Source organism: Cupriavidus sp. USMAA2-4, assembly GCF_001854305.1.
GTDB lineage: Bacteria > Pseudomonadota > Gammaproteobacteria > Burkholderiales > Burkholderiaceae > Cupriavidus > Cupriavidus malaysiensis.
Genome location: NZ_CP017749.1, coordinates 1,184,387 through 1,201,517 on the forward strand (window position 1 = coordinate 1,184,387; position 17,131 = coordinate 1,201,517).

At 70.4% G+C, this 17,131-nt stretch carries 14 protein-coding genes; 12 read left to right on the forward strand and 2 right to left on the reverse strand.

Translation table 11 applies throughout. The features are described 5' to 3' along the window. Positions 1-34: 34 nt before the first annotated feature. Complete coding sequence (locus tag BKK79_RS25325; protein WP_071039170.1) at positions 35-1,627, reverse strand: phage integrase family protein; 1,593 nt, start codon at positions 1,625-1,627, stop codon at positions 35-37. A gap of 569 nt (positions 1,628-2,196) precedes the next feature. Here BKK79_RS25325 and BKK79_RS25330 point away from each other — a divergent pair. The 11 genes from BKK79_RS25330 (at position 2,197) to BKK79_RS25380 (ending at position 14,132) form a co-directional block, all read left to right on the forward strand. Continuing rightward, positions 2,197-2,946, forward strand: coding sequence for a helix-turn-helix transcriptional regulator (locus BKK79_RS25330; protein WP_071017644.1), 750 nt, complete (start codon positions 2,197-2,199; stop codon positions 2,944-2,946). 236 nt (positions 2,947-3,182) lie between these two features. Next, entirely contained in the window at positions 3,183-3,686 is a 504-nt protein-coding gene (locus tag BKK79_RS25335) for a response regulator transcription factor (protein ID WP_071039171.1), read from the forward strand. 95 nt (positions 3,687-3,781) lie between these two features. Next, positions 3,782-4,054, forward strand: a complete 273-nt coding sequence (locus BKK79_RS25340; RefSeq protein WP_071017640.1) for a hypothetical protein — start codon at positions 3,782-3,784, stop codon at positions 4,052-4,054. A gap of 671 nt (positions 4,055-4,725) precedes the next feature. Then, the gene (locus tag BKK79_RS25345; RefSeq protein WP_071017638.1) at positions 4,726-5,382 is read left to right on the forward strand and encodes a phosphatase PAP2 family protein; all 657 of its coding nucleotides are present in this window, start codon (positions 4,726-4,728) and stop codon (positions 5,380-5,382) included. Between the two features lie 142 nt (positions 5,383-5,524). Next, positions 5,525-6,928 (forward strand): undecaprenyl-phosphate glucose phosphotransferase, encoded by a 1,404-nt coding sequence (locus BKK79_RS25350; protein ID WP_071039172.1) that lies wholly within the window; start codon positions 5,525-5,527, stop codon positions 6,926-6,928. Positions 6,929-7,029: 101 nt separating this feature from the next. Further along, a complete protein-coding gene (locus BKK79_RS25355) occupies positions 7,030-7,281 on the forward strand; it encodes an acyl carrier protein (protein WP_071017634.1) in 252 nt (83 codons plus the stop codon). Beyond that, entirely contained in the window at positions 7,278-8,483 is a 1,206-nt protein-coding gene (locus BKK79_RS25360) for an acyl-CoA dehydrogenase family protein (protein WP_071017632.1), read from the forward strand. Before BKK79_RS25355 ends, BKK79_RS25360 begins: the two co-directional genes overlap by 4 nt. A 10-nt stretch (positions 8,484-8,493) precedes the next feature. Next, positions 8,494-9,447 (forward strand): amino acid--[acyl-carrier-protein] ligase, encoded by a 954-nt coding sequence (locus BKK79_RS25365; RefSeq protein ID WP_071039173.1) that lies wholly within the window; start codon positions 8,494-8,496, stop codon positions 9,445-9,447. After that, the gene (locus tag BKK79_RS25370) at positions 9,447-10,424 is read left to right on the forward strand and encodes a DUF1839 family protein (protein ID WP_071017628.1); all 978 of its coding nucleotides are present in this window, start codon (positions 9,447-9,449) and stop codon (positions 10,422-10,424) included. The genes BKK79_RS25365 and BKK79_RS25370 overlap by 1 nt, the downstream gene beginning before the upstream one ends. Continuing rightward, positions 10,421-13,009 (forward strand): glycoside hydrolase family 2 protein, encoded by a 2,589-nt coding sequence (locus tag BKK79_RS25375; RefSeq protein ID WP_071039174.1) that lies wholly within the window; start codon positions 10,421-10,423, stop codon positions 13,007-13,009. The genes BKK79_RS25370 and BKK79_RS25375 overlap by 4 nt, the downstream gene beginning before the upstream one ends. A 400-nt stretch (positions 13,010-13,409) precedes the next feature. Then, positions 13,410-14,132, forward strand: coding sequence for a Crp/Fnr family transcriptional regulator (locus BKK79_RS25380; RefSeq protein WP_071039175.1), 723 nt, complete (start codon positions 13,410-13,412; stop codon positions 14,130-14,132). A 32-nt stretch (positions 14,133-14,164) separates the two neighbouring features. Here BKK79_RS25380 and BKK79_RS25385 read toward each other — a convergent pair whose 3' ends face one another. Then, the gene (locus BKK79_RS25385) at positions 14,165-15,205 is read right to left on the reverse strand and encodes a DUF1839 family protein (RefSeq protein ID WP_071039176.1); all 1,041 of its coding nucleotides are present in this window, start codon (positions 15,203-15,205) and stop codon (positions 14,165-14,167) included. A gap of 356 nt (positions 15,206-15,561) precedes the next feature. On the opposite strand from BKK79_RS25385, the gene BKK79_RS25390 reads away from it, so the two are divergent. Beyond that, a complete protein-coding gene (locus BKK79_RS25390; protein ID WP_157128628.1) occupies positions 15,562-17,088 on the forward strand; it encodes a mannose-1-phosphate guanylyltransferase/mannose-6-phosphate isomerase in 1,527 nt (508 codons plus the stop codon). The last annotated feature ends 43 nt before the right edge of the window (positions 17,089-17,131 follow it).

The following is a 17,131-nucleotide window of genomic DNA, read 5'->3' on the forward strand; positions in this document are numbered from 1 at the left end:
CCGGTCCCCTTCCGGGCCTCCTACCCCAGGCCCCTCATTCCCTGCCACCCCGGACCAGCGCGCGCGGCGTAAACCGCGCCGCGCCGGCGGTGCTGCCGCCATCCTGGCGGACGAATTCCCCCCACATCGCTCGCAACAGCGTCTCCAGCCCGCTGCCGGAATAGGCCGCGAGCGCGCCGGCCAGGGCCTTGGTGCGGCCGCGCTGCGTGTCGGGCTGCTGCAACGGCCCGACCAGGGCGCAGTGCGAGGGGATATCGTCTTCGCCCAGGCCGCGATCCTGCCAGTGCGTACGCAGCACCGCGAACGTTTCCGGATCGAGCGGACGCCGTCGCCGCAGCGGATTGCGGGCCTCGATCTGGATCCAGGTGGCATGGCCCTCCATGCTGAGCTGGCTCCAGCGCAATGCGGCGATCTCCCTGACACGCAAGCCGCTGCGGCGCATCAGCAGGGCGACCGCATGCGCGGCCCGGTGCCTTGCGCCATGCGCCGGCTGCCCCAGCCAACGCACGAAGGCATCCAATGCATCGGCTGCCGCCATGCCGCTCGCGCGCGTACCTGCCGCCGGCACGGGGCTGCCGGCAGGCGCGGCCATGTCGGCCACCGGATTGCGCTCACTGTGGCCTTGCCGATACAGGAAACTGTAGAGCGCACGCAGGATACGCAGCGCCGCGCGCCGGGATGGCTGGGACAAGGCGCCTTCGAACGGGCGCCAGTGCAGCCGGTCGCGCGGCCCTGCCGGGCCTTGCCAGAAATCCGCTGGCTGGGGATCAGCAAGAAATCCGTCGTATTCCTGGATATCGTCCGCTGTCAGCCCGACCAGATTCCTGCTGCCCATGGCGCACCATAGCAGCAGGCGCTCGCATTCGCGCCGGTAGCCCTGGTAGGTGCTGGCACTGCGGGCGCGGTGGGCCAGCCATTGCCTGACCAGCCGCAGCGGCTCGGCATGCCCGGCCGGTCCGCCGGCCGGGCGGCCCGGCAACATGAACTCGAGCGGCACGGGATGCGCCATGTCCGCTGTCAGCGGCAAGGGCTGCAGCCGCGGCCTCGCCGCATGGGCACTATTCGGCATAATATGTGGAGCAAGCGACACTTTTCCTCCGGCGGAGCGGAGATAGGCTTTCTGTGCCAGCAGCCATCGCGTGACCACCTCGCCGGATAGCGCGCCGATCCGCGGGACTGCTCGCCACCATCCCGCGCCACGCCGGTTAGCCAGTGCCACCAGGTCGGCGATCCTGCCGATTCCCGCGGCGTGCAGGCGCCGCGCCAGGCTGGGCCCGAACCACAAGCTCACCGCATGCTCCATCCGCGGCGTGCCCTGACCGAGCCGTTCCAGCTGCGACAGGGCATCCACCCGCCGCCCCATCCCGGTGTTCGATCGCCCCTTGAGCGCGTCGAACATCTCGGCGATATCCTGGCGCTCATGCTGCAATGCAAACTGGATCAGGCGGTCGCGCAGGCCGAGGATGCGCTGGATGGCCTGGTGTTCGGTCAGTTCGCCATCGTCATCCGGATCGAGCAGGTAGCGGTTGGCGATGTCCACCGGGCGCATACCCTGCGCATAGGCCCGCACGACGGCGAATTCGGTGCGTGTGAGCTTGGTGGCGGCGGCATCGTGGCTGGTGGACATGGGCGGGTTCTTTGCTAAGTGATTGACGCAAAACCTTTTTTTCCAGGATCAACTTCGATCCGGTCGATTTCGTCACTTGAAGTGCAATGTAAATTATTTTCGATCCGCATGGAAGCCTGGATGGGCGGGCATAGGCCTGATCCAGGCCTGCTTGCGCCACGCCGGCGCCGGAGGTTTCCACGCATTTATCTGCCGCATCGTTCCTGCCTGGGTCTGTCATGATGCACTTTTATGGCGATTCCGACAGCACCCGGGCCCCATTCGGATACAGTCCTGCAACATTCTGCCGCCGGGAATCCTTGAACTCGATGGGGTCAATGCCTATCCTGACCTCAAGAATTAGATTTCCTTAAATCTGATTTAAACAGTTCGAAAGCGCCGTCGAGGCGCACCGGGGGGGCCGGAAGTCGTCCCGGAGGGAGGCAGCACGGCCGCACCACGCAGGCGGGGCCGCCATCCCGGATCGCAACCGGCCGTTGGGATGCGCAGTCGCAGCATAGCGGCGCGTCTCCAGTCGCGCCCGATATCGCAATGCGATGCCGGCGTGCCAAATAAGAAAGAGAGCGGCCATGGCTTCCATCCTGTTGATCGAGCCTCATCCACTCTTGCGCCTGGGTCTGCGCCATCTGCTGGCGCAATCGCGGTTGCATGACGTCATCCTCGACATCGATCCCGACCAGCAGCTTCCCCTCCCCGCCGATGCGTGCGGTGCGGACCTGCTGCTGCTCGGCCTGCCGGCCGGGTCGGCCAGCGCAGGCACCATGCTGCTCGAGGCCGTCGCGCGCTTGCAGCCGAAGCGCATGCTGCTGCTGGCCGAATCGGTCGACGGGCTGGACCTGGGCGAACTGCCCGAGGGCGTGCGCGGCATCTTGAGCAAGCACAGCAGCGCCGATCTCCTCGACGCCGCGATCCACCTCGTGCTGGCGGGAGGCGAATGTTTCCCGGGGCATGTCACCGCCCCGGCCGCCCCGGCCGCCGAGCCCGCCCGCCACCCTGCGCCGGCTGGCCCATCGGCATCCGGCAGCGGCGAGACGGAGACCGAAACGCCGCTGTCGGGCTCGCACCTGCTGAATATCACCGAGCGGCAGTACGAAGTCCTCGTGCTGCTCGCGCGCGGCTACCCGATCAAGACCGTCAGCCGTGTCCTGAACATCTCGGTGGCGACTGCCAAGACGCATGCCTGCACGCTCTACCAGCGCCTGCAGGTGCGTAACAAGGGTGAGGCTGTCTACGTGGCCCTGCAGCGGGGCGCCACGCTGAACTGGCCGGGCCCGCAGCTATCGCTGCTGCCGCAGTCCTGCGTGCGCGAAGCGGCCTGAGCCGCGGCGGCAGGGCCCGGCCGCCGCCTCGCGCAGAGGCGGGCAGCGCGCGCCGGGCCAGTTCCTGCCTCATCCATTTGTCGGAGTCCTCTCGGCCAAACGCACGAAGCGTCGGCGGCTGCCGCTTGCTAGTCTTCGGACAGATCGCCCCGCTGCGCCGGCGGGGCGCGACACCGCCGTCCGTGCCGTCCACCAGGCGCGGCCCCTGGTGCGGCCCCTGTCGAGAGAACACGTCAATGACGATCCTGCTGCTCGCCCACAATCGCCTGCTGTGCCAGACGCTGATGCGGCGGCTGCGCGCCGTGGCGCCCGCCGGGCCGGTCGCCCCGATCGCCCCGGTCGCGCGGCAGGAGCCCGAATGGCTGCTGGGCGCCGCCGCGGCAAGGCATCCCGAGGTCAAGGTGGACTTTGCCTTGCTGGACTGCAGTGATGCGCGCGCCGATCCGGCGGTGCTGCTGCGCGCCCTGCAGGCCCGCGTGGCACCGGCGCGCTGGCTGGTGCTGCTGCCGGCGCCGGACGTGGCGCTGATGCGCCTGGCGCTGGCACTGGGCGCTGGCGGCTGCATCGTCGGGCCGGCCCCGATCGAACGCGTCTGCCGGGCGAGCGATCTGGTGCGGGCCGGCGGGCAGTGCTTTCCCCGTGCGCTGCGGGGCGCGGGCGCTGCCGGCACCATGCCGCCGCATGCCTGCGCTGGCACGATCTCCTCCGTTTGTGGGAGGGGCGCTCCACCCCTCGGATGAGGCGGACCGGAGCATCGGCGGCTATGCTGTATTCCAGGTTGTCAATGAGGCAGCGCCCGACAAGCAGGCGCGCCCGGGTTGTGGCAGGGGGTCACATGAACGGCAGTCTCGATGTGCTCGTGGTGCGCGGCTTCGCCATGCGCGAGGGCCGCGGCAAATGGGCGTGTTGCTACGAAGTCCGGCTCGCCACCGCGCGTGATGAGCCCTTGCTGTATCGCGGGGAACTGCACGGCAGGTCCTTCGCTTCGGAGTCGGCCGCCGTCCTGGCAGCGCGCGAAGCGGGGGAGCGCGAAGCCTTGCTCCGGGTCGACTCGATCCGTGCGCAGATGCTGGCTTTGCACGCGTATTGCAGCATCAACGACGGGTGACGGCGGGTGCGGCAGCCTGGACTTCAGGCGGTATCCGGGACGTCACCGGCAGGAATCTGGAGGGGCGATAGATAGCGCGTGTTCGGGGGACCCGGAGCGATCCGGGAGCGCAATCGCCAAGGGCGATGCGCACATGCGCACTTCGGCGGCAGTGCCAGGCTGCGCCGGACCTCGGTGGCCGCGGCGGAGCCGGCAGCGACAAGCCGGTACGCCGTGGCCCATTTCTTTTGTTTCCGTCCCCAGCGCGGCCGCTGCGGCGAGTCCGCCTCTGCCCGGCGCCGGATGCGCGCCGCCCGGCTGCGCACGCTTCGGCGCGCCGGCAAAAAAGAAGCCCGCCGACCGGGGGACCATGCGGGCTCTGGAAAGCGGCGGGCATACTGCACGCCCGCCGCTTCATCGAACATAGCGAATCGCCGCCGGCGCCTGTATCAACCAGAAGCAGCATGGCGGTTCAGGCGCGGATGTCAGGAGGAGCCTGCCCCGCCGCCGGCACGGCGCCTCTCATTCTTCTGGCTGGGTCATGCGTTCGCGTCCCCGCACAAGGGGGCGCCGGCGCACGGAGCACGGCCCGCTTCCCGTGCTATGTTGGGCCCCGCTTCGATTGCCATACGCGCCACGCTTCCACCACGCGCTCCGCTGCCTTCGTTTCACGCGTCCTGCTTTTCGCCTTCATGCACTTCTGGCACCTTGTCACCCGCTTCGGCGAGAGTACCTACCTGCTGCCGAGCGCGCTGCTGATCGCGCTCTGGCTCTGCTATCGCCGCGCACCGGGCAGCGCCGTGCGCTGGCTGCTGGCGATCGGCCTGGCCGCGGGCCTGACGCTGGCGTCGAAACTGGCCTTCATGGGCTGGGGCGTGGGGATCGAGTCGCTCGACTTCACCGGCTTCTCCGGCCACAGCGTGATGTCCGCTGCCACCCTGCCGGTCCTGTTCTACTTGTGTACGCCTTCGTCCAGTCCGCGCCTGGCGCATGCCGGCACCGTGCTCGGCATTGCGCTGGCGCTGCTGATCGGCGTCTCGCGCCTGGCCGTGCACGCGCACAGCGTGTCCGAGGTGTTGGGCGGGCTGGCGCTGGGGCTCGGCGCCAGTCTGGTCTTCCTCGCCTGGCCCGGCCGTGCCGCCCTGCCTCGCAGCGTGGTGCCGCTGGCCGCCGCACTGGCGGCCTTCACCGCATTGCACACCTTGCCGGTGCCAGGCCTCGGCGGCGCGACGCACCGCTGGGTGGAGAGCGTCGCAGTCTACCTGTCCGGCCGCGACCGCCCCTTCCATCGCGGCGAGTGGCGCGCCTTCGCGGCGGATGTCCTGCCCCTGCCGGCGGCACCCGCCTGAGCCGACGCCAAGCCGCCGCGCTCGCCATGCCCGGCGCGCGCCTTCCGAGCGCGCGCCTTGTGTGCGCGGCCCCACAGACACCGGTCAACCGTGACCGGAGCATGACGCCATCGGACCTGACTGTCGGGATGGAGATGGAATCATGGCGACCATCACCTCGCCTGCCGCGGAGCGCCGCACGGCCTTGGACTACCTGTACCGCATCGGCGACGGCGTCTGGGTGGCCACGTGCGGCATCCTGCTCGGCGCGCTGTACTTCCCTGACGGCTTGCGCGGCGCCTCGCCGGTACACGGTTTCCTGACGCTGTTGTGCGCCGTCGGCACGCTGCTGGTGTTTCCCGCCTTCGGCCTGTATGACTCCTGGCGCGGCCGCAGCCAGGCGGTGCTCGCTCTGCGGGTGCTCGCGGCCTGGAGCCTGGTCTATGTCGCAGGCCTGGTGGCAGCCTTCCTGATGCACCAGATCGGCCTGGTCTCGCGCTTGTGGTCGCTCGGCTGGTTCGCCAGCGTGGCGTGGGTGCTGGTGCTGACGCGCGTGATCGCCTTCCGCATGCTGGCCAGCGTGCGCGAGCTCGGCATCAACGCCAAGCGGGTGGTGATCATCGGCTATGGCCCGCTCGGCCACGAGCTGTTCCAGCGCGTGCTGCTGGCCAGGGATACCGGCTATCGCGTGGTCGGCATCTACCACGAGGGCCAGGGGCCGGTGCCGGGCGGCGTCGCAGCCTTGCATACCCTGGAGGACGTATGCGCCTTCGTGCGCGCCCAGGGCGTCAGGGAGATCTGGCTGACGCTGCCGATGGCGGCCTGCCGCGACCTCTACGACGTGGTGCGGCATTTCCGCAACGACCTGGTCGACATCCGCTGGGTGCCGGACATCATGTCGGTCGAACTGCTCGGCCATCGCTTCAGCGAGTTCCTCGGGCTGCCGGTCATCGACCTGAACAGTCCGCCGGTGTCGGGCATCACCGGCACGTTGAAGAGCGGCTTCGACCGCGTCTTCGCCGCCGCGGCACTGCTCGGGCTGTCGCCGCTGCTGCTGCTGATCGCCTTGCTGGTCAAGTTGACGTCGCCAGGTCCGGTGCTGTTCTGCCAGACGCGCCTGGGCATGGACGGGCGCGCCTTCGAGGTCTACAAGTTCCGCACCATGCGCCTGCATGCCGACCACGGCGTCACGCAGGCGGTGCCGGGCGACGCGCGCGTGACGCGCATCGGCAGGATGCTGCGCCGGACCAGCCTGGACGAGCTGCCGCAGTTCTTCAACGTGCTGCGCGGCGACATGTCGGTGGTCGGTCCCCGTCCCCATGCGATCGAGCACAACGAGCTGTACAAGGAGCTGATCGACCGCTACATGCTGCGCCACCGCGTCAAGCCCGGCATCACCGGCTGGGCGCAGATCAACGGCCTGCGCGGGCAGACCGATACGGTGGAGAAGATGCGGCGGCGCATCGAGTTCGACATCTACTACATCCAGCACTGGTCGTTCCGGCTGGACCTGCTCATCATCCTGCGCACCGCGCTGCACGGCTGGACGGGCTCGGAGGTGTTCTGAGCGGCGGCCGGCCCTGGCGTGCCGCCTTGGTGCGGCAGCACACCGATGGGTGCGGCTCCGGTAGGTTCAATAAGACACGGGATTCCACCAGGAGGTCAGCAATGAAGGCAACGATCCGCAGCATCCTAGGCGAAGTGGCCCGACTGGACGTGCCGCTCGACTCCCTCGAGGACAAGTCGGACCTCTACGAGGCCGGTCTCTCCTCGCTTGCCACGGTCCACGTCATGCTCGCCATCGAGAACGCGTTCGATATCGAGATCCCCGACCGCATGCTGACCCGGCAGCTGTTCCGCAGCATCGATTCGCTGGCCGCGGCCGTCGAGCAGCTCAAGCAAGAGCAGGAGGCAGCATGAACGCACCCATTGCCAAGGACGAACTGGCGCAGGTCGGCGGCGAGTCCGCGCCGGCCTCCGCCCTGCTCAGCGCGGCACATGCCGCGGCGGCCGAAGCCGCCAGGCACGTCGAGCAGGTCGATCGCGATGCCTCCTTCCCGCACGATGCCTTTGCCGTGCTGCGCACGCATGGCCTGCTGGGCGCGATGGTGCCGCCCGCCTTCGGCGGCCCCGGGGCTTCGCTGGAGACGATTGCTGCCATCTGCCGCATCCTCGGCGCGGCCTGTTCGTCCACCGGCATGATCTACGCCATGCACCAGATCCAGGTGGCCTGCATCCTCGAGCACGGCGCCGGCAGCCCCTGGCACGAGGCGCTGCTGGCGCGGCTGGCGGGCGAGCAGCTGCTGCTGGCCTCGGCGACTTCCGAGGAAGCGATCGGCGGCGCGCTGCGCAACAGCGGCTGCGCGGTCAACGCCGAGAACGAGCGCTTCCGCCTGCTCAAGATGGCCACCACGATCTCCTACGGCGCCCATGCCGACGGCATCCTGGTCACGGCGCGGCGTCACGCCGACGCCGCCCCCTCGGACCAGGTGCTGGTGTGCGCGCTCAAGCCGGATTACACGCTGCAGAGCCTGAACGCGTGGGATACGCTGGGCATGCGCGGTACCTGCAGCAACGGCTTCCGCGTGGAAGCGGCCGGACACGTCGAACAGATCCTGCCGGTGCCCTTCGGCGAGATCGCCGACCTGACCATGACGCCGGTTTCGCACATGCTGTGGAGCGCGATGTGGATCGGCATTGCCGGCGATGCGCTGCAGCGCGCCAAGGGCTTCTTCCAGGGCCAGGCGCGCGCGCGTCCCGGCGCGCTGCCGCCCTCGGCCGCGCGCGTGGCCGAGGCGGTCAGCCTGCTGCAGATGATGGAAGGCCGCCTGGAGATGGCACTGGCGCACCAGCGCCAGCGGCGCAGCGGCCAGTCCACCCAGGGTGCGTTCGCGCTGGCCGCGGAGATGAACGGCCTGAAGACCGCGGTGTCGACCATGGCGCTGCAGGTGGTGCAGCAGGCCATGCTGGTGTGCGGCATGGCAGGCTACAAGCACGGCACGCCATTCAGCCTCGGGCGCCACCTGCGCGACCTGTGGTCGGCGCCGTTGATGATCAACAACGACCGCATCCTGAGCAATACCGCCGGCCTGCTGCTGGCGGACCGTTCCGATCGTCCCTGAAGGAGCCGACATGGATGCCAACCTCTCGCGTGGCGAAGCCCCCGCCGGCGGCTCGGCGTACGCGCCCGCCTTCCTCGACGCGCTGGTCGGCGCAGGCCTGCTGGTGCCGACCGGCGTGCAGGGCCTGTACGGGCGCAGCGCCGTCTTCGAAGCGGTCGGCGACGGGCTCAACGGGGCCATCACCGCACTCGGCGCCGACCAGCTGGCGGAGGTGCTGCGCTTTCCGCCGGCCATGGGCCAGCGCGATTTCGAGACCAGCGAGTACCTGCAGAGCTTCCCGCAGCTCGCCGGCACCATCCACAGCTTCTGCGGCGACGAGCGCGGCCACCGCCGCCTGCTGGCGCGGCTGCAGGACGGCGAGGACTGGACCGACCAGCAGCAGCCCAGCGGCGTGGTGCTGACCCCGGCGGCCTGCTATCCGATCTATCCGGTGATGGCGCGGCGCGGCCCGCTGCCGGAGGCGGGCAAGGTGGTCGACGTGCTGTCCTACTGCTTCCGGCACGAGCCCTCGCTCGAGCCGACCCGCATGCAACTGTTCCGCCAGCGCGAGTACGTCTGCCTCGGTTCTCCCGAGCGCATCGTGGCCTTCCGCCAGCTCTGGATGGAGCGCGGCCAGCAGCTGGCCCGCGCGCTGCAGCTGCCGCTCGAGGTCGACGTCGCCAACGACCCCTTCTTCGGCCGCGGAGGCAAGATCGTCGCCGACAGCCAGCGCGAGCAGAAGCTGAAATTCGAGCTGCTGATCCCGGTCAACGACGGCGCGCCGCCGACGGCGTGCATGAGTTTCAATTACCACATGGACCATTTCGGCGCGCTGTGGGATATCCGCCAGGCCGATGGCGGCGTGGCCCACACCGGCTGCGTGGGCTTCGGCATCGAGCGGCTGGTGCTGGCCCTGCTGCGCCACCATGGCCTCGACCCCGCGCGCTGGCCGTCAGGCGTGCGCGCCACGCTCGGGAGTGCCTGATGTACGGCGGCGCGAAAGGCAAGGCAGGCGCAGGCGCGTCGCTGCACGACGGCAACCCGGTGTGGTCCCACGCCAACCGGCACGTCGACCTGTGGGTCGAACTGTTGCACGGTTGGGAACTGGAGCCCATTGCCGCCTTGCCCTTCACGGTAGCGCAGGATTTCGAAGGGGACCAGTTCACGCTGTCGAGTTTCCCCGCCAGCGACCTCGAGCGGCTGTACGGCATCACCATGCACGAGCTGTCCGTCTACGGTGATCTCGAGTCCCATGTGGTCGCGCAGACCTGCCGCGGCAACGTGGTGCTGCTCGAAGTCGACAGCTACCACCTGCCGCAGCCGGGCGCCTACCGGCGCCAGCACGGCCTGTCGAGCATCGCGGTCGACGTGCTGGTGCCCGAGGCGGCCGCGGTCGGCTACTACCACGCGGATGGCTACCATACCGCCAGCGGTCCCGACTATGCCAACATCTTCCGCCGCCGCGGCGGCCTGCGCGACCCCGACGCGACCGCCCAGCCGCACGCCGAGGTGGTGCGGCGGCGCTTTGCGCCGCAGGACGGTGCTGCCATCCTGCGCGTCTCGCTCGACCTGCTGCGCCAGCACCTGGCGCACCGGCCGCAACAGAACCCCATCGCCACGTTCCGACGCGCCTTCCCGGCCCACCTGGAGCAGCTGATGGCACACGGCGAGCCGAACTTCCAGAGCTATGCGGCGAGTGTGCTGCGCCAGCTGGGCGCCAACTTCGAGCTGCTCGGATGCTACCTGCGCTGGCTGGCCGGGCAGGGCCAGCCGCTGCCCGCCGGGCTGGCGGAGGCCTGCTACACGGTGGCGTCGGAGGCCATGGTGATGCAGTTCCGCCTGATGCGCGCCGTCATCAGCCACAAGCCCGACCCCTGCCACGATTGCCTGGAGCAGCTCGAGCTGTCCTACCAGGCCAGCGTGCCGGCGCTGGCCGCGCATTTCGGCGTGGGGGCCGGATGAGCGCACGCGACCCGGCACCGGGCCCGCTCCAGGACGCGCCGGACGTTCCCGCCGGCATCGCCCTGGCCGACGCCACCTTGCGCGGCGAGTGGGGCTGGCTGCAGACCCTCGCCGGCGCGGCGGCCTCGCCCGAGGCGCTCGATGCACAGGCTGTCTGGCTGCCGGCGCCGGTGCCCGGCACCGTGGCCACGGCCATGCGCGCGGCCGGGCGCTGGGACGATGGCGCGCCGCCGCCGCTGCACCAGCACGATCACTGGTACCGCATCCGCTTCGCCGGCCACGGCCGGCGCCTGCTGCGCTTCAACGGCCTGGCCACGCTGGCCGAGGTATGGCTCAACGGCCGCCTCGTGCTGACCGCTCGGCACATGTTCATCGCCCACCAGGCCGAGGTGGATCTGGCCGGCGACAATACGCTGCACCTGTGCTTCCGTGCGCTGTATCCCTGGCTGCGCACGCAACGCGGCCGCGCGCGCTGGAAGCCGCGCATGATCACGCCGCCGTCGCTGCGCGCCGTGCGTACCACCCTCCTCGGCCATATGCCGGGCTGGTGCCCGCCGGTGCACGCGGTGGGGCCTTGGCGCGGCGTCGAACTGCTCGACCCGGCCGCCTGCGGTTCCTGGTCCGGCGTGCGTGCCGAATTGCGCACCAGGCTGGATGCCGGCGGCGACGGCAGCGTCCGCCTGCTGCTGCGTTTTCCGGGCCCGGCGCCGCTGGCCGGCCACTTCGCCGTGCGCTGCGGCGCCGACGGCAGCGGCGGTGCCGATGGTCCCCTGCACCGCCTCGACGCGCATACCCTGGCCGGCGAACTGCTGCTGGCGCGGCCTCGGCTGTGGTGGCCGCACACGCATGGCGAGCCCCACCTGTACCGCGTCACGGCACGGCTGCCGGGTGGCGAGCTGGACTGCGGGCAGGTGGGCCTGCGCACCGTGGCGCTCGACGGCGACGCCGCGCAGGGCGCTTTCGCCCTGCGCGTGAACGGCGAACGCGTGTTCTGCCGCGGGGCCTGCGTGTCCAGCCACGACCTGCCCGGCCTGGCCGACACGGCCGAGGCGGTCGGGCCCTGGCTGGCGCTGGCGCGCGCGGCCGGCATGAACATGGTGCGTGTGAGCGGCGTCACCTGCTATCCCGGCGAAGCCTTCTACCGCCATTGCGACGAGGCCGGGCTGATGGTGTGGCAGGACTTCATGTTCGCCAATTTCGACTACGGCGACGAGCCCGAATTCATGGAGGCGGCCGCGCGCGAAGTCGGCCAATGGCTGGTGTCGACTGGCGCGCATCCGAGCGTCGCCGTGCTGTGCGGCGGCAGCGAGGCCGAGCAGCAGGCGGCGATGCTGGGGACCGCGCGCGCCGACTGGCGCCAGCCCCTGTTCGACGCGCTGATCCCGCGCCTGGTGTCGGAACACCGTCCCGACGCCGTCTACGTACCCAATTCGCCGAGCGGCGGCGCCTGGCCCTTCCAGCCCGACACCGGCGTCAGCCACTACTACGGCGTGGGGGCCTATGAACGGCCGCTGGCCGACGCACGCCTGGCCAATGTGCGCTTCGCCTCGGAATGCCTGGCCTTCGCCAACGTGCCGTGCGCGCGCACCCTGGCCGAACACGGCCTGACCCAGCCGCTGCACGATCCGCGCTGGAAGGCGCGCGTGCCGCGTGACGCCGGCGCGGCGTGGGACTTCGAGGACGTGCGCGACTACTATCTGCGCGAGCTGTACGAAGTGGATCCGCCGCGGCTGCGCTACGAGCGGCCGCAGCGCTACCTGATGCTGTCACGCGCGGTGGTGGCGGAATTGATGAGCAGCGTGTTCGCCGAGTGGCGCCGCGCCGGCTCCACCTGCGCGGGTGGCCTGGTCTGGCAGCTGCAGGACCTGCTGCCCGGCGCCGGCTGGGGCATCGTCGATGCGTGCGTGCGCCCCAAGTCGGCCTGGCATGCGTTGCGCGACGTGTGGCAGCCCTTGCAGGTGCTGCTGAGCGATGAAGGGCTCAACGGGCTGCATGTACACCTGATCAACGAAGGGCCACGGGCGCGGCGGGTGCGCCTGGAGCTGCGTTGCCTGCGCCAGGGCGAGACCGTGGCCGTCGAGGCGCGGCGCGAGCTGGAACTGGCGCCGCGCGCGGTGTGCCGGCTGGAGGCCGCCGCGCTGCTCGACCGCTTCTTCGACATGACCTATGCCTACCGCTTCGGCCCGCCCGCGCACGACGTCGTGCTGGCGGCGCTGTACGAGCCGGCGCCGGACGGGAATGCCGGGGCCGCCGGAGCGGCCGGGGCGGCTGCGCCGCTCAGCCAGTCGGTCTACCTGCCGGAGCGGCGCGCCGATGCGCTGCTGCCGGCCGAGCTGCGCGCCGAACTGGCCTGCGAAGACGGGCAGTGGTGGCTGACCGTGGCCACGCGCCGCTTCGCGCGCTGGGTCCATGTCGAGGACCACGCCTGGCGCGCCGAGCAGGATTGGTTCCACCTCGGCCCGGGACAGTCGCGCCGCCTCCGCCTTTTGTATGATGGCCCGGCCGGCGCGGCGGTGCGCCTCATGCCTTCGGGCGAGGTGCGTGCCCTCAACGATGGAGGCCGCCCAGCCCGCTACGATGCCTAGTCCACTGAAACCCTGAAACCGGTCGATGCCTGCCATGCCATGCGGGCGCATCGCGTCGTTGCAAAGGCCGCCATCGCCGCGCTATGGCTGCGTTTTGCGCCTAACCGTGCGACATGGAGGCACCGCCGTCCGGGTGCGCTTGCCCGGGCGCAATGGACCAGCGCCGCAAGCGGCGCCCGCAACCCCGCCCGGGGCCGCATCGCGCACAGGGTCGCGCCGGGCCTCAGACCTACCGATGGAGGAGGCGGTATAGGCCTTATGCCTACTAACGCCGGCCCTTGGCTTGCCCCTTAATACAGTCAACGGCGCCGCCGCAGCGGGCGGTGCCGGAACGGAAACAAGGGCCGCCACGGCGCTGCCCGGGACATGCGGCGGCGCCTGCAGGCAAGGGGGCATCATCATGATCACGCATCGTTCTGACCTGCACGTCAATCACCTGCTCGGCGCGATTCCGCGCGCGGAATGGGAGGCGCTCGCTCCGTACCTGGAACTGGTGCGGCTGCGCGGCGGCGAGTTGCTGACCGGCGCCGGCCAGCGCATCGTCCATGTCTACTTTCCGACCACCGGTGTGGTGTCGCTGCTGTCGCTGCTGGAGGACGGTGCCACCGTCGAGTTCGCCGCGGTGGGCAACGAGGGGCTGGTCGGCATCCCGGTGGTGACCGGGGGCGACACCATGCCGTGCCGCGTCGAGGTGCGCAGTCCCGGTTTCGCCTACCGCCTGCCGGCGCGCGTGCTGCGCGGCGAGATGGAGCGCCTGCACGTGCTGCAGCGCGTGACCCTGCTTTACGTGCAGGCGGTGCTGACGCAGATCGCGCAGACGGCGGCCTGCAACCGGCACCACTCGCTGAACAAGCAGCTGTGCCGCTGGCTGCTGCTCGCGCTCGATCGCATGGACTCCAATGAGCTCGTCATCACCCAGCAGGTCATCGCCAACATGCTGGGCGTGCGCCGCGAGGGGGTGACGGAAGCCGCCGGCAAGCTCGAAGACCTCGGCCTGATCCACCACAGCCGCGGCCACATCACCGTGCTCGACCGTTGCGGCCTGGAGCGCCATGCCTGTGAATGCTACAAGCTGGTCAAGCGCGAGTACGACCGCCTGCTGCCGGCGCTGGGAAACGCTTGAAGCGCCCGGAGCGCCCGGAGCGTACCGCCATCTCAGTCCGGCGCAGGCGTGCCGAAGTGCCGCACCAGGCCATCCATCACCTGCGCGTAGGCGCCCTCCAGCGCGTCCAGGCATTCGTGGCAGCCGTCGTGGCGGCGGCGCGCCACGGCGCGCGCCAGGCGGAACTGCAGCACCTTGCACTCCTCGGCGATGGTGCGCGCGGCCTCGGCCACCGGCGCGGGCACGGCGTGGCCCTGCGCCGCCAGCCATGCCAGGAAGTGATGCAGCATCTCGAAGTTGGCGCCGAGCTGGCGCGGCAGGTTGAAGCCGTAGTGATGGAAGTAAGCGTCGCCGCGCTCGAGAACGGACGCCACCTGGCCGTCGAAGACCTGGCGCCAGCGGCTCAGCGGATTGTCCGCCGGCCGTCGCGCCAGATGCAGCCGCAGCAGGTCGAGCGCGCCGTCGGCGAGCGCCTGGCCGCGCAGCGCCGGACGCACGCGCTTGACGCATTCGGCATAGGGAAAGAGCACGTCGCCGTTGCCGCTCAGCGCGGGCGTCAGGCGCAGCAGCCCCTGGTAGTCGTCGCCCTCGGCACGGTAGTGGCCCAGGCTGTGGTAGTAGTCGAGCCATTGCGCGCCGGTATCGATGGCGTCGACCGCCGCCGTGGTCTTGACGTGGGCGCTCCGGTAGGACGTGGCGCGCGTGTCGGGCAGGTAGAAGCTGTCGAATTCCACCAGCACCACATGCCCGCGGCCCACCTGTGCGGCGACGTGGGCCTCCAGCGTGTCATAGACCGCCATCTCCTGCACCACGGTGCCGTACAGCCGCTCCAGGTCCATCGGCGGATACTTGAAGAAGGTGAAATGGTCGCCTTCGAAGTCCTGGGTCACGGTGAAGGGCAGGGCCGCCCGCGGCTCCAGCCGCCAGCCCTGCAGCAGCTCGATCCACAGGTCCATGTAGCAGTTGGTCTCCTGCCAGACCGCGTCGGCGCCGTGCAGGCTGCCGGTGGCCTGCGCGTCCTGCGGACTCTCCGCGCGCGCAGGCTCCAGGCAGCCGGCGCCCCCGCCTTGCTCGATCACCGCGTTCCGCTCCATCTCGCGCCTCCGCACAGTTCGGCTCCGCCTGCACCCGCTCCGGGCGGGCGCGCGGCAGCCTCCATTGCAGCCCGCGGCGCGGCGTCCTTCGGTGCGCTGTCGAACACTGGCGCACGCCTGGATGCCGGCGTTGCCGGCCGCGCGCGGCGGCCGGCAGCGTGTGCGGAAGCGAACAGATTCCGGCGACGCCACTTTCTACACTGCCTTTCATCCGCCGAACGCGCCGCGCCCGCGCCGGACGGCCCTGCCGCCGCTCCCGCCCGCTTCCTGCCCACTGCTTCCCTCGCGCCGCCGCCGGCAAGCGTACCCAATTCTGCGAGTGATCGCGCGCTGCCGGGCACGGCCGAGGAGGCATGATGAAGGCAAGGATCGGAGACAACGCCGCAGGCCAGGCGCAAGCAGGCGCGGCCGAGACCGCCCGGCTGCCACCGGTGCGCCCGGTGATCCTGGCCGGCGGCTCGGGCACGCGCTTGTGGCCGCTGTCGCGTGAGCAGTACCCCAAGCAACTGCTCAACCTGGTGGCCGAGGACACGCTGCTGGAAGCCACCGCGCGGCGCCTGCAGGGCATCGCGGAACTGGCGGGGCGCGCGGCCGGCGCCGAGTCGCGCGCCATCGTGGTGTGCGGCGAAGAACACCGCTTCATGATCGCGCAGATGCTGGCGCATGCCGGCACGGGTGCCAGCATCCTGGCCGAGCCCTGCGGGCGCAATACCGCGCCCGCGCTGACCATGGCGGCGCTGCATGCCGTCGCCGAGGGTGGCGAAGGGGGCGATGCCGTGCTGGTGGCGGCCCCGGCCGACCACGCGGTGGCCGACACCGAGGCCTTCCGCCGCGCCGTCGCGCTGGCCGTGCGGCATGCCGACTGGGGTGCCATCGTCACACTGGGCGTGCGCCCGCTCGCTGCCGAGACCGGCTATGGCTACATCCGCACCGCCAGGCGTGAACGCATGGGTGCCTACCGCCTCGAGCGCTTCGTCGAGAAGCCCCACCTGGAGCTGGCCAAGCACTACGTCGAGGCCGGCGGCTACTGGTGGAACAGCGGCATCTTCGTGGTGCTGGCCTCGGTCTGGCTCAAGGCGATGCGCGAACTGCAGCCGGAGATCCTGCGCTGCTGCCAGGCCGCCTACGGCGCCGGCGCGAGCCAGGGCGATACCGTGCGCCTCGGCGCCGAAGCCTTCAGCGCCTGCCCGTCCGATTCGATCGACTATGCGGTGATGGAGAAGCTGCACGGCCAGCATGACCTGCACGCGATGCTGGTGCCGCTCGAGGCCGGCTGGTCGGACGTGGGCTCATGGGCCGCGATCTGGGACATCGCCGCCAAGGATGCGGCCGGCAACGTCGGGCGCGGGCGCGTGGTCTTCGACGGCGCCAGCGCCTGCCTGGCCCATTCCGAGGGCCGCCTGATCGCCTGCGTGGGCGTGCAGGACGTGGTGGTGGTGGAGACCGCCGACGCGGTGCTGGTGGTCGCCAAGTCGCGTGTGCAGGACGTCAAGAACGTGGTGCAGCGGCTGCGCGCCGAGCACGGCAGCGAAGTGGTCAACCATCGCAAGGTGCGCCGGCCGTGGGGCTGCTTCGACGCGATCGATCGGGGCGAGCGCTTCCAGGTCAAGCGCATCGTGGTGGATCCGGGCGCGAGCCTGTCGCTGCAGATGCATTACCACCGCGCCGAGCACTGGGTCGTGGTGCGCGGCACCGCGCGCGTGACCTGCGGCGACACCGTCAGCATCCTGTCGGAGAACCAGTCGACCTATATCCCGATCGGCACGCTGCACCGGCTCGAGAACCCGGGCCGGACGCCGCTGGAGATCATCGAGGTGCAGTCCGGCTCTTACCTCGGGGAGGATGACATCGTGCGCTTCGACGACAACTACGGACGACGTTGAGCGCGACGGCATCGCGCGTGCGGGAAGGAGGCCGGCGCCCCGG

Excerpts from the sequence above, each read along its gene's own strand:
- BKK79_RS25335 (WP_071039171.1), top strand. The coding sequence starts at position 3,183 with ATGACGATCCTGCTGCTCGCCCACAATCGCCTGCTGTGCCAGACGCTG.
- BKK79_RS25350 (WP_071039172.1), top strand. The coding sequence starts at position 5,525 with ATGGCGACCATCACCTCGCCTGCCGCGGAGCGCCGCACGGCCTTGGAC.
- BKK79_RS25370 (WP_071017628.1), top strand. The coding sequence starts at position 9,447 with ATGTACGGCGGCGCGAAAGGCAAGGCAGGCGCAGGCGCGTCGCTGCAC.
- BKK79_RS25375 (WP_071039174.1), top strand. The coding sequence starts at position 10,421 with ATGAGCGCACGCGACCCGGCACCGGGCCCGCTCCAGGACGCGCCGGAC.
- BKK79_RS25325 (WP_071039170.1), bottom strand. The coding sequence starts at position 1,627 with ATGTCCACCAGCCACGATGCCGCCGCCACCAAGCTCACACGCACCGAA.
- BKK79_RS25340 (WP_071017640.1), top strand. The coding sequence starts at position 3,782 with ATGAACGGCAGTCTCGATGTGCTCGTGGTGCGCGGCTTCGCCATGCGC.
- BKK79_RS25360 (WP_071017632.1), top strand. The coding sequence starts at position 7,278 with ATGAACGCACCCATTGCCAAGGACGAACTGGCGCAGGTCGGCGGCGAG.
- BKK79_RS25355 (WP_071017634.1), top strand. The coding sequence starts at position 7,030 with ATGAAGGCAACGATCCGCAGCATCCTAGGCGAAGTGGCCCGACTGGAC.
- BKK79_RS25365 (WP_071039173.1), top strand. The coding sequence starts at position 8,494 with ATGGATGCCAACCTCTCGCGTGGCGAAGCCCCCGCCGGCGGCTCGGCG.
- BKK79_RS25390 (WP_157128628.1), top strand. The coding sequence starts at position 15,562 with ATGAAGGCAAGGATCGGAGACAACGCCGCAGGCCAGGCGCAAGCAGGC.
- BKK79_RS25385 (WP_071039176.1), bottom strand. The coding sequence starts at position 15,205 with ATGGAGCGGAACGCGGTGATCGAGCAAGGCGGGGGCGCCGGCTGCCTG.
- BKK79_RS25345 (WP_071017638.1), top strand. The coding sequence starts at position 4,726 with ATGCACTTCTGGCACCTTGTCACCCGCTTCGGCGAGAGTACCTACCTG.
- BKK79_RS25330 (WP_071017644.1), top strand. The coding sequence starts at position 2,197 with ATGGCTTCCATCCTGTTGATCGAGCCTCATCCACTCTTGCGCCTGGGT.
- BKK79_RS25380 (WP_071039175.1), top strand. The coding sequence starts at position 13,410 with ATGATCACGCATCGTTCTGACCTGCACGTCAATCACCTGCTCGGCGCG.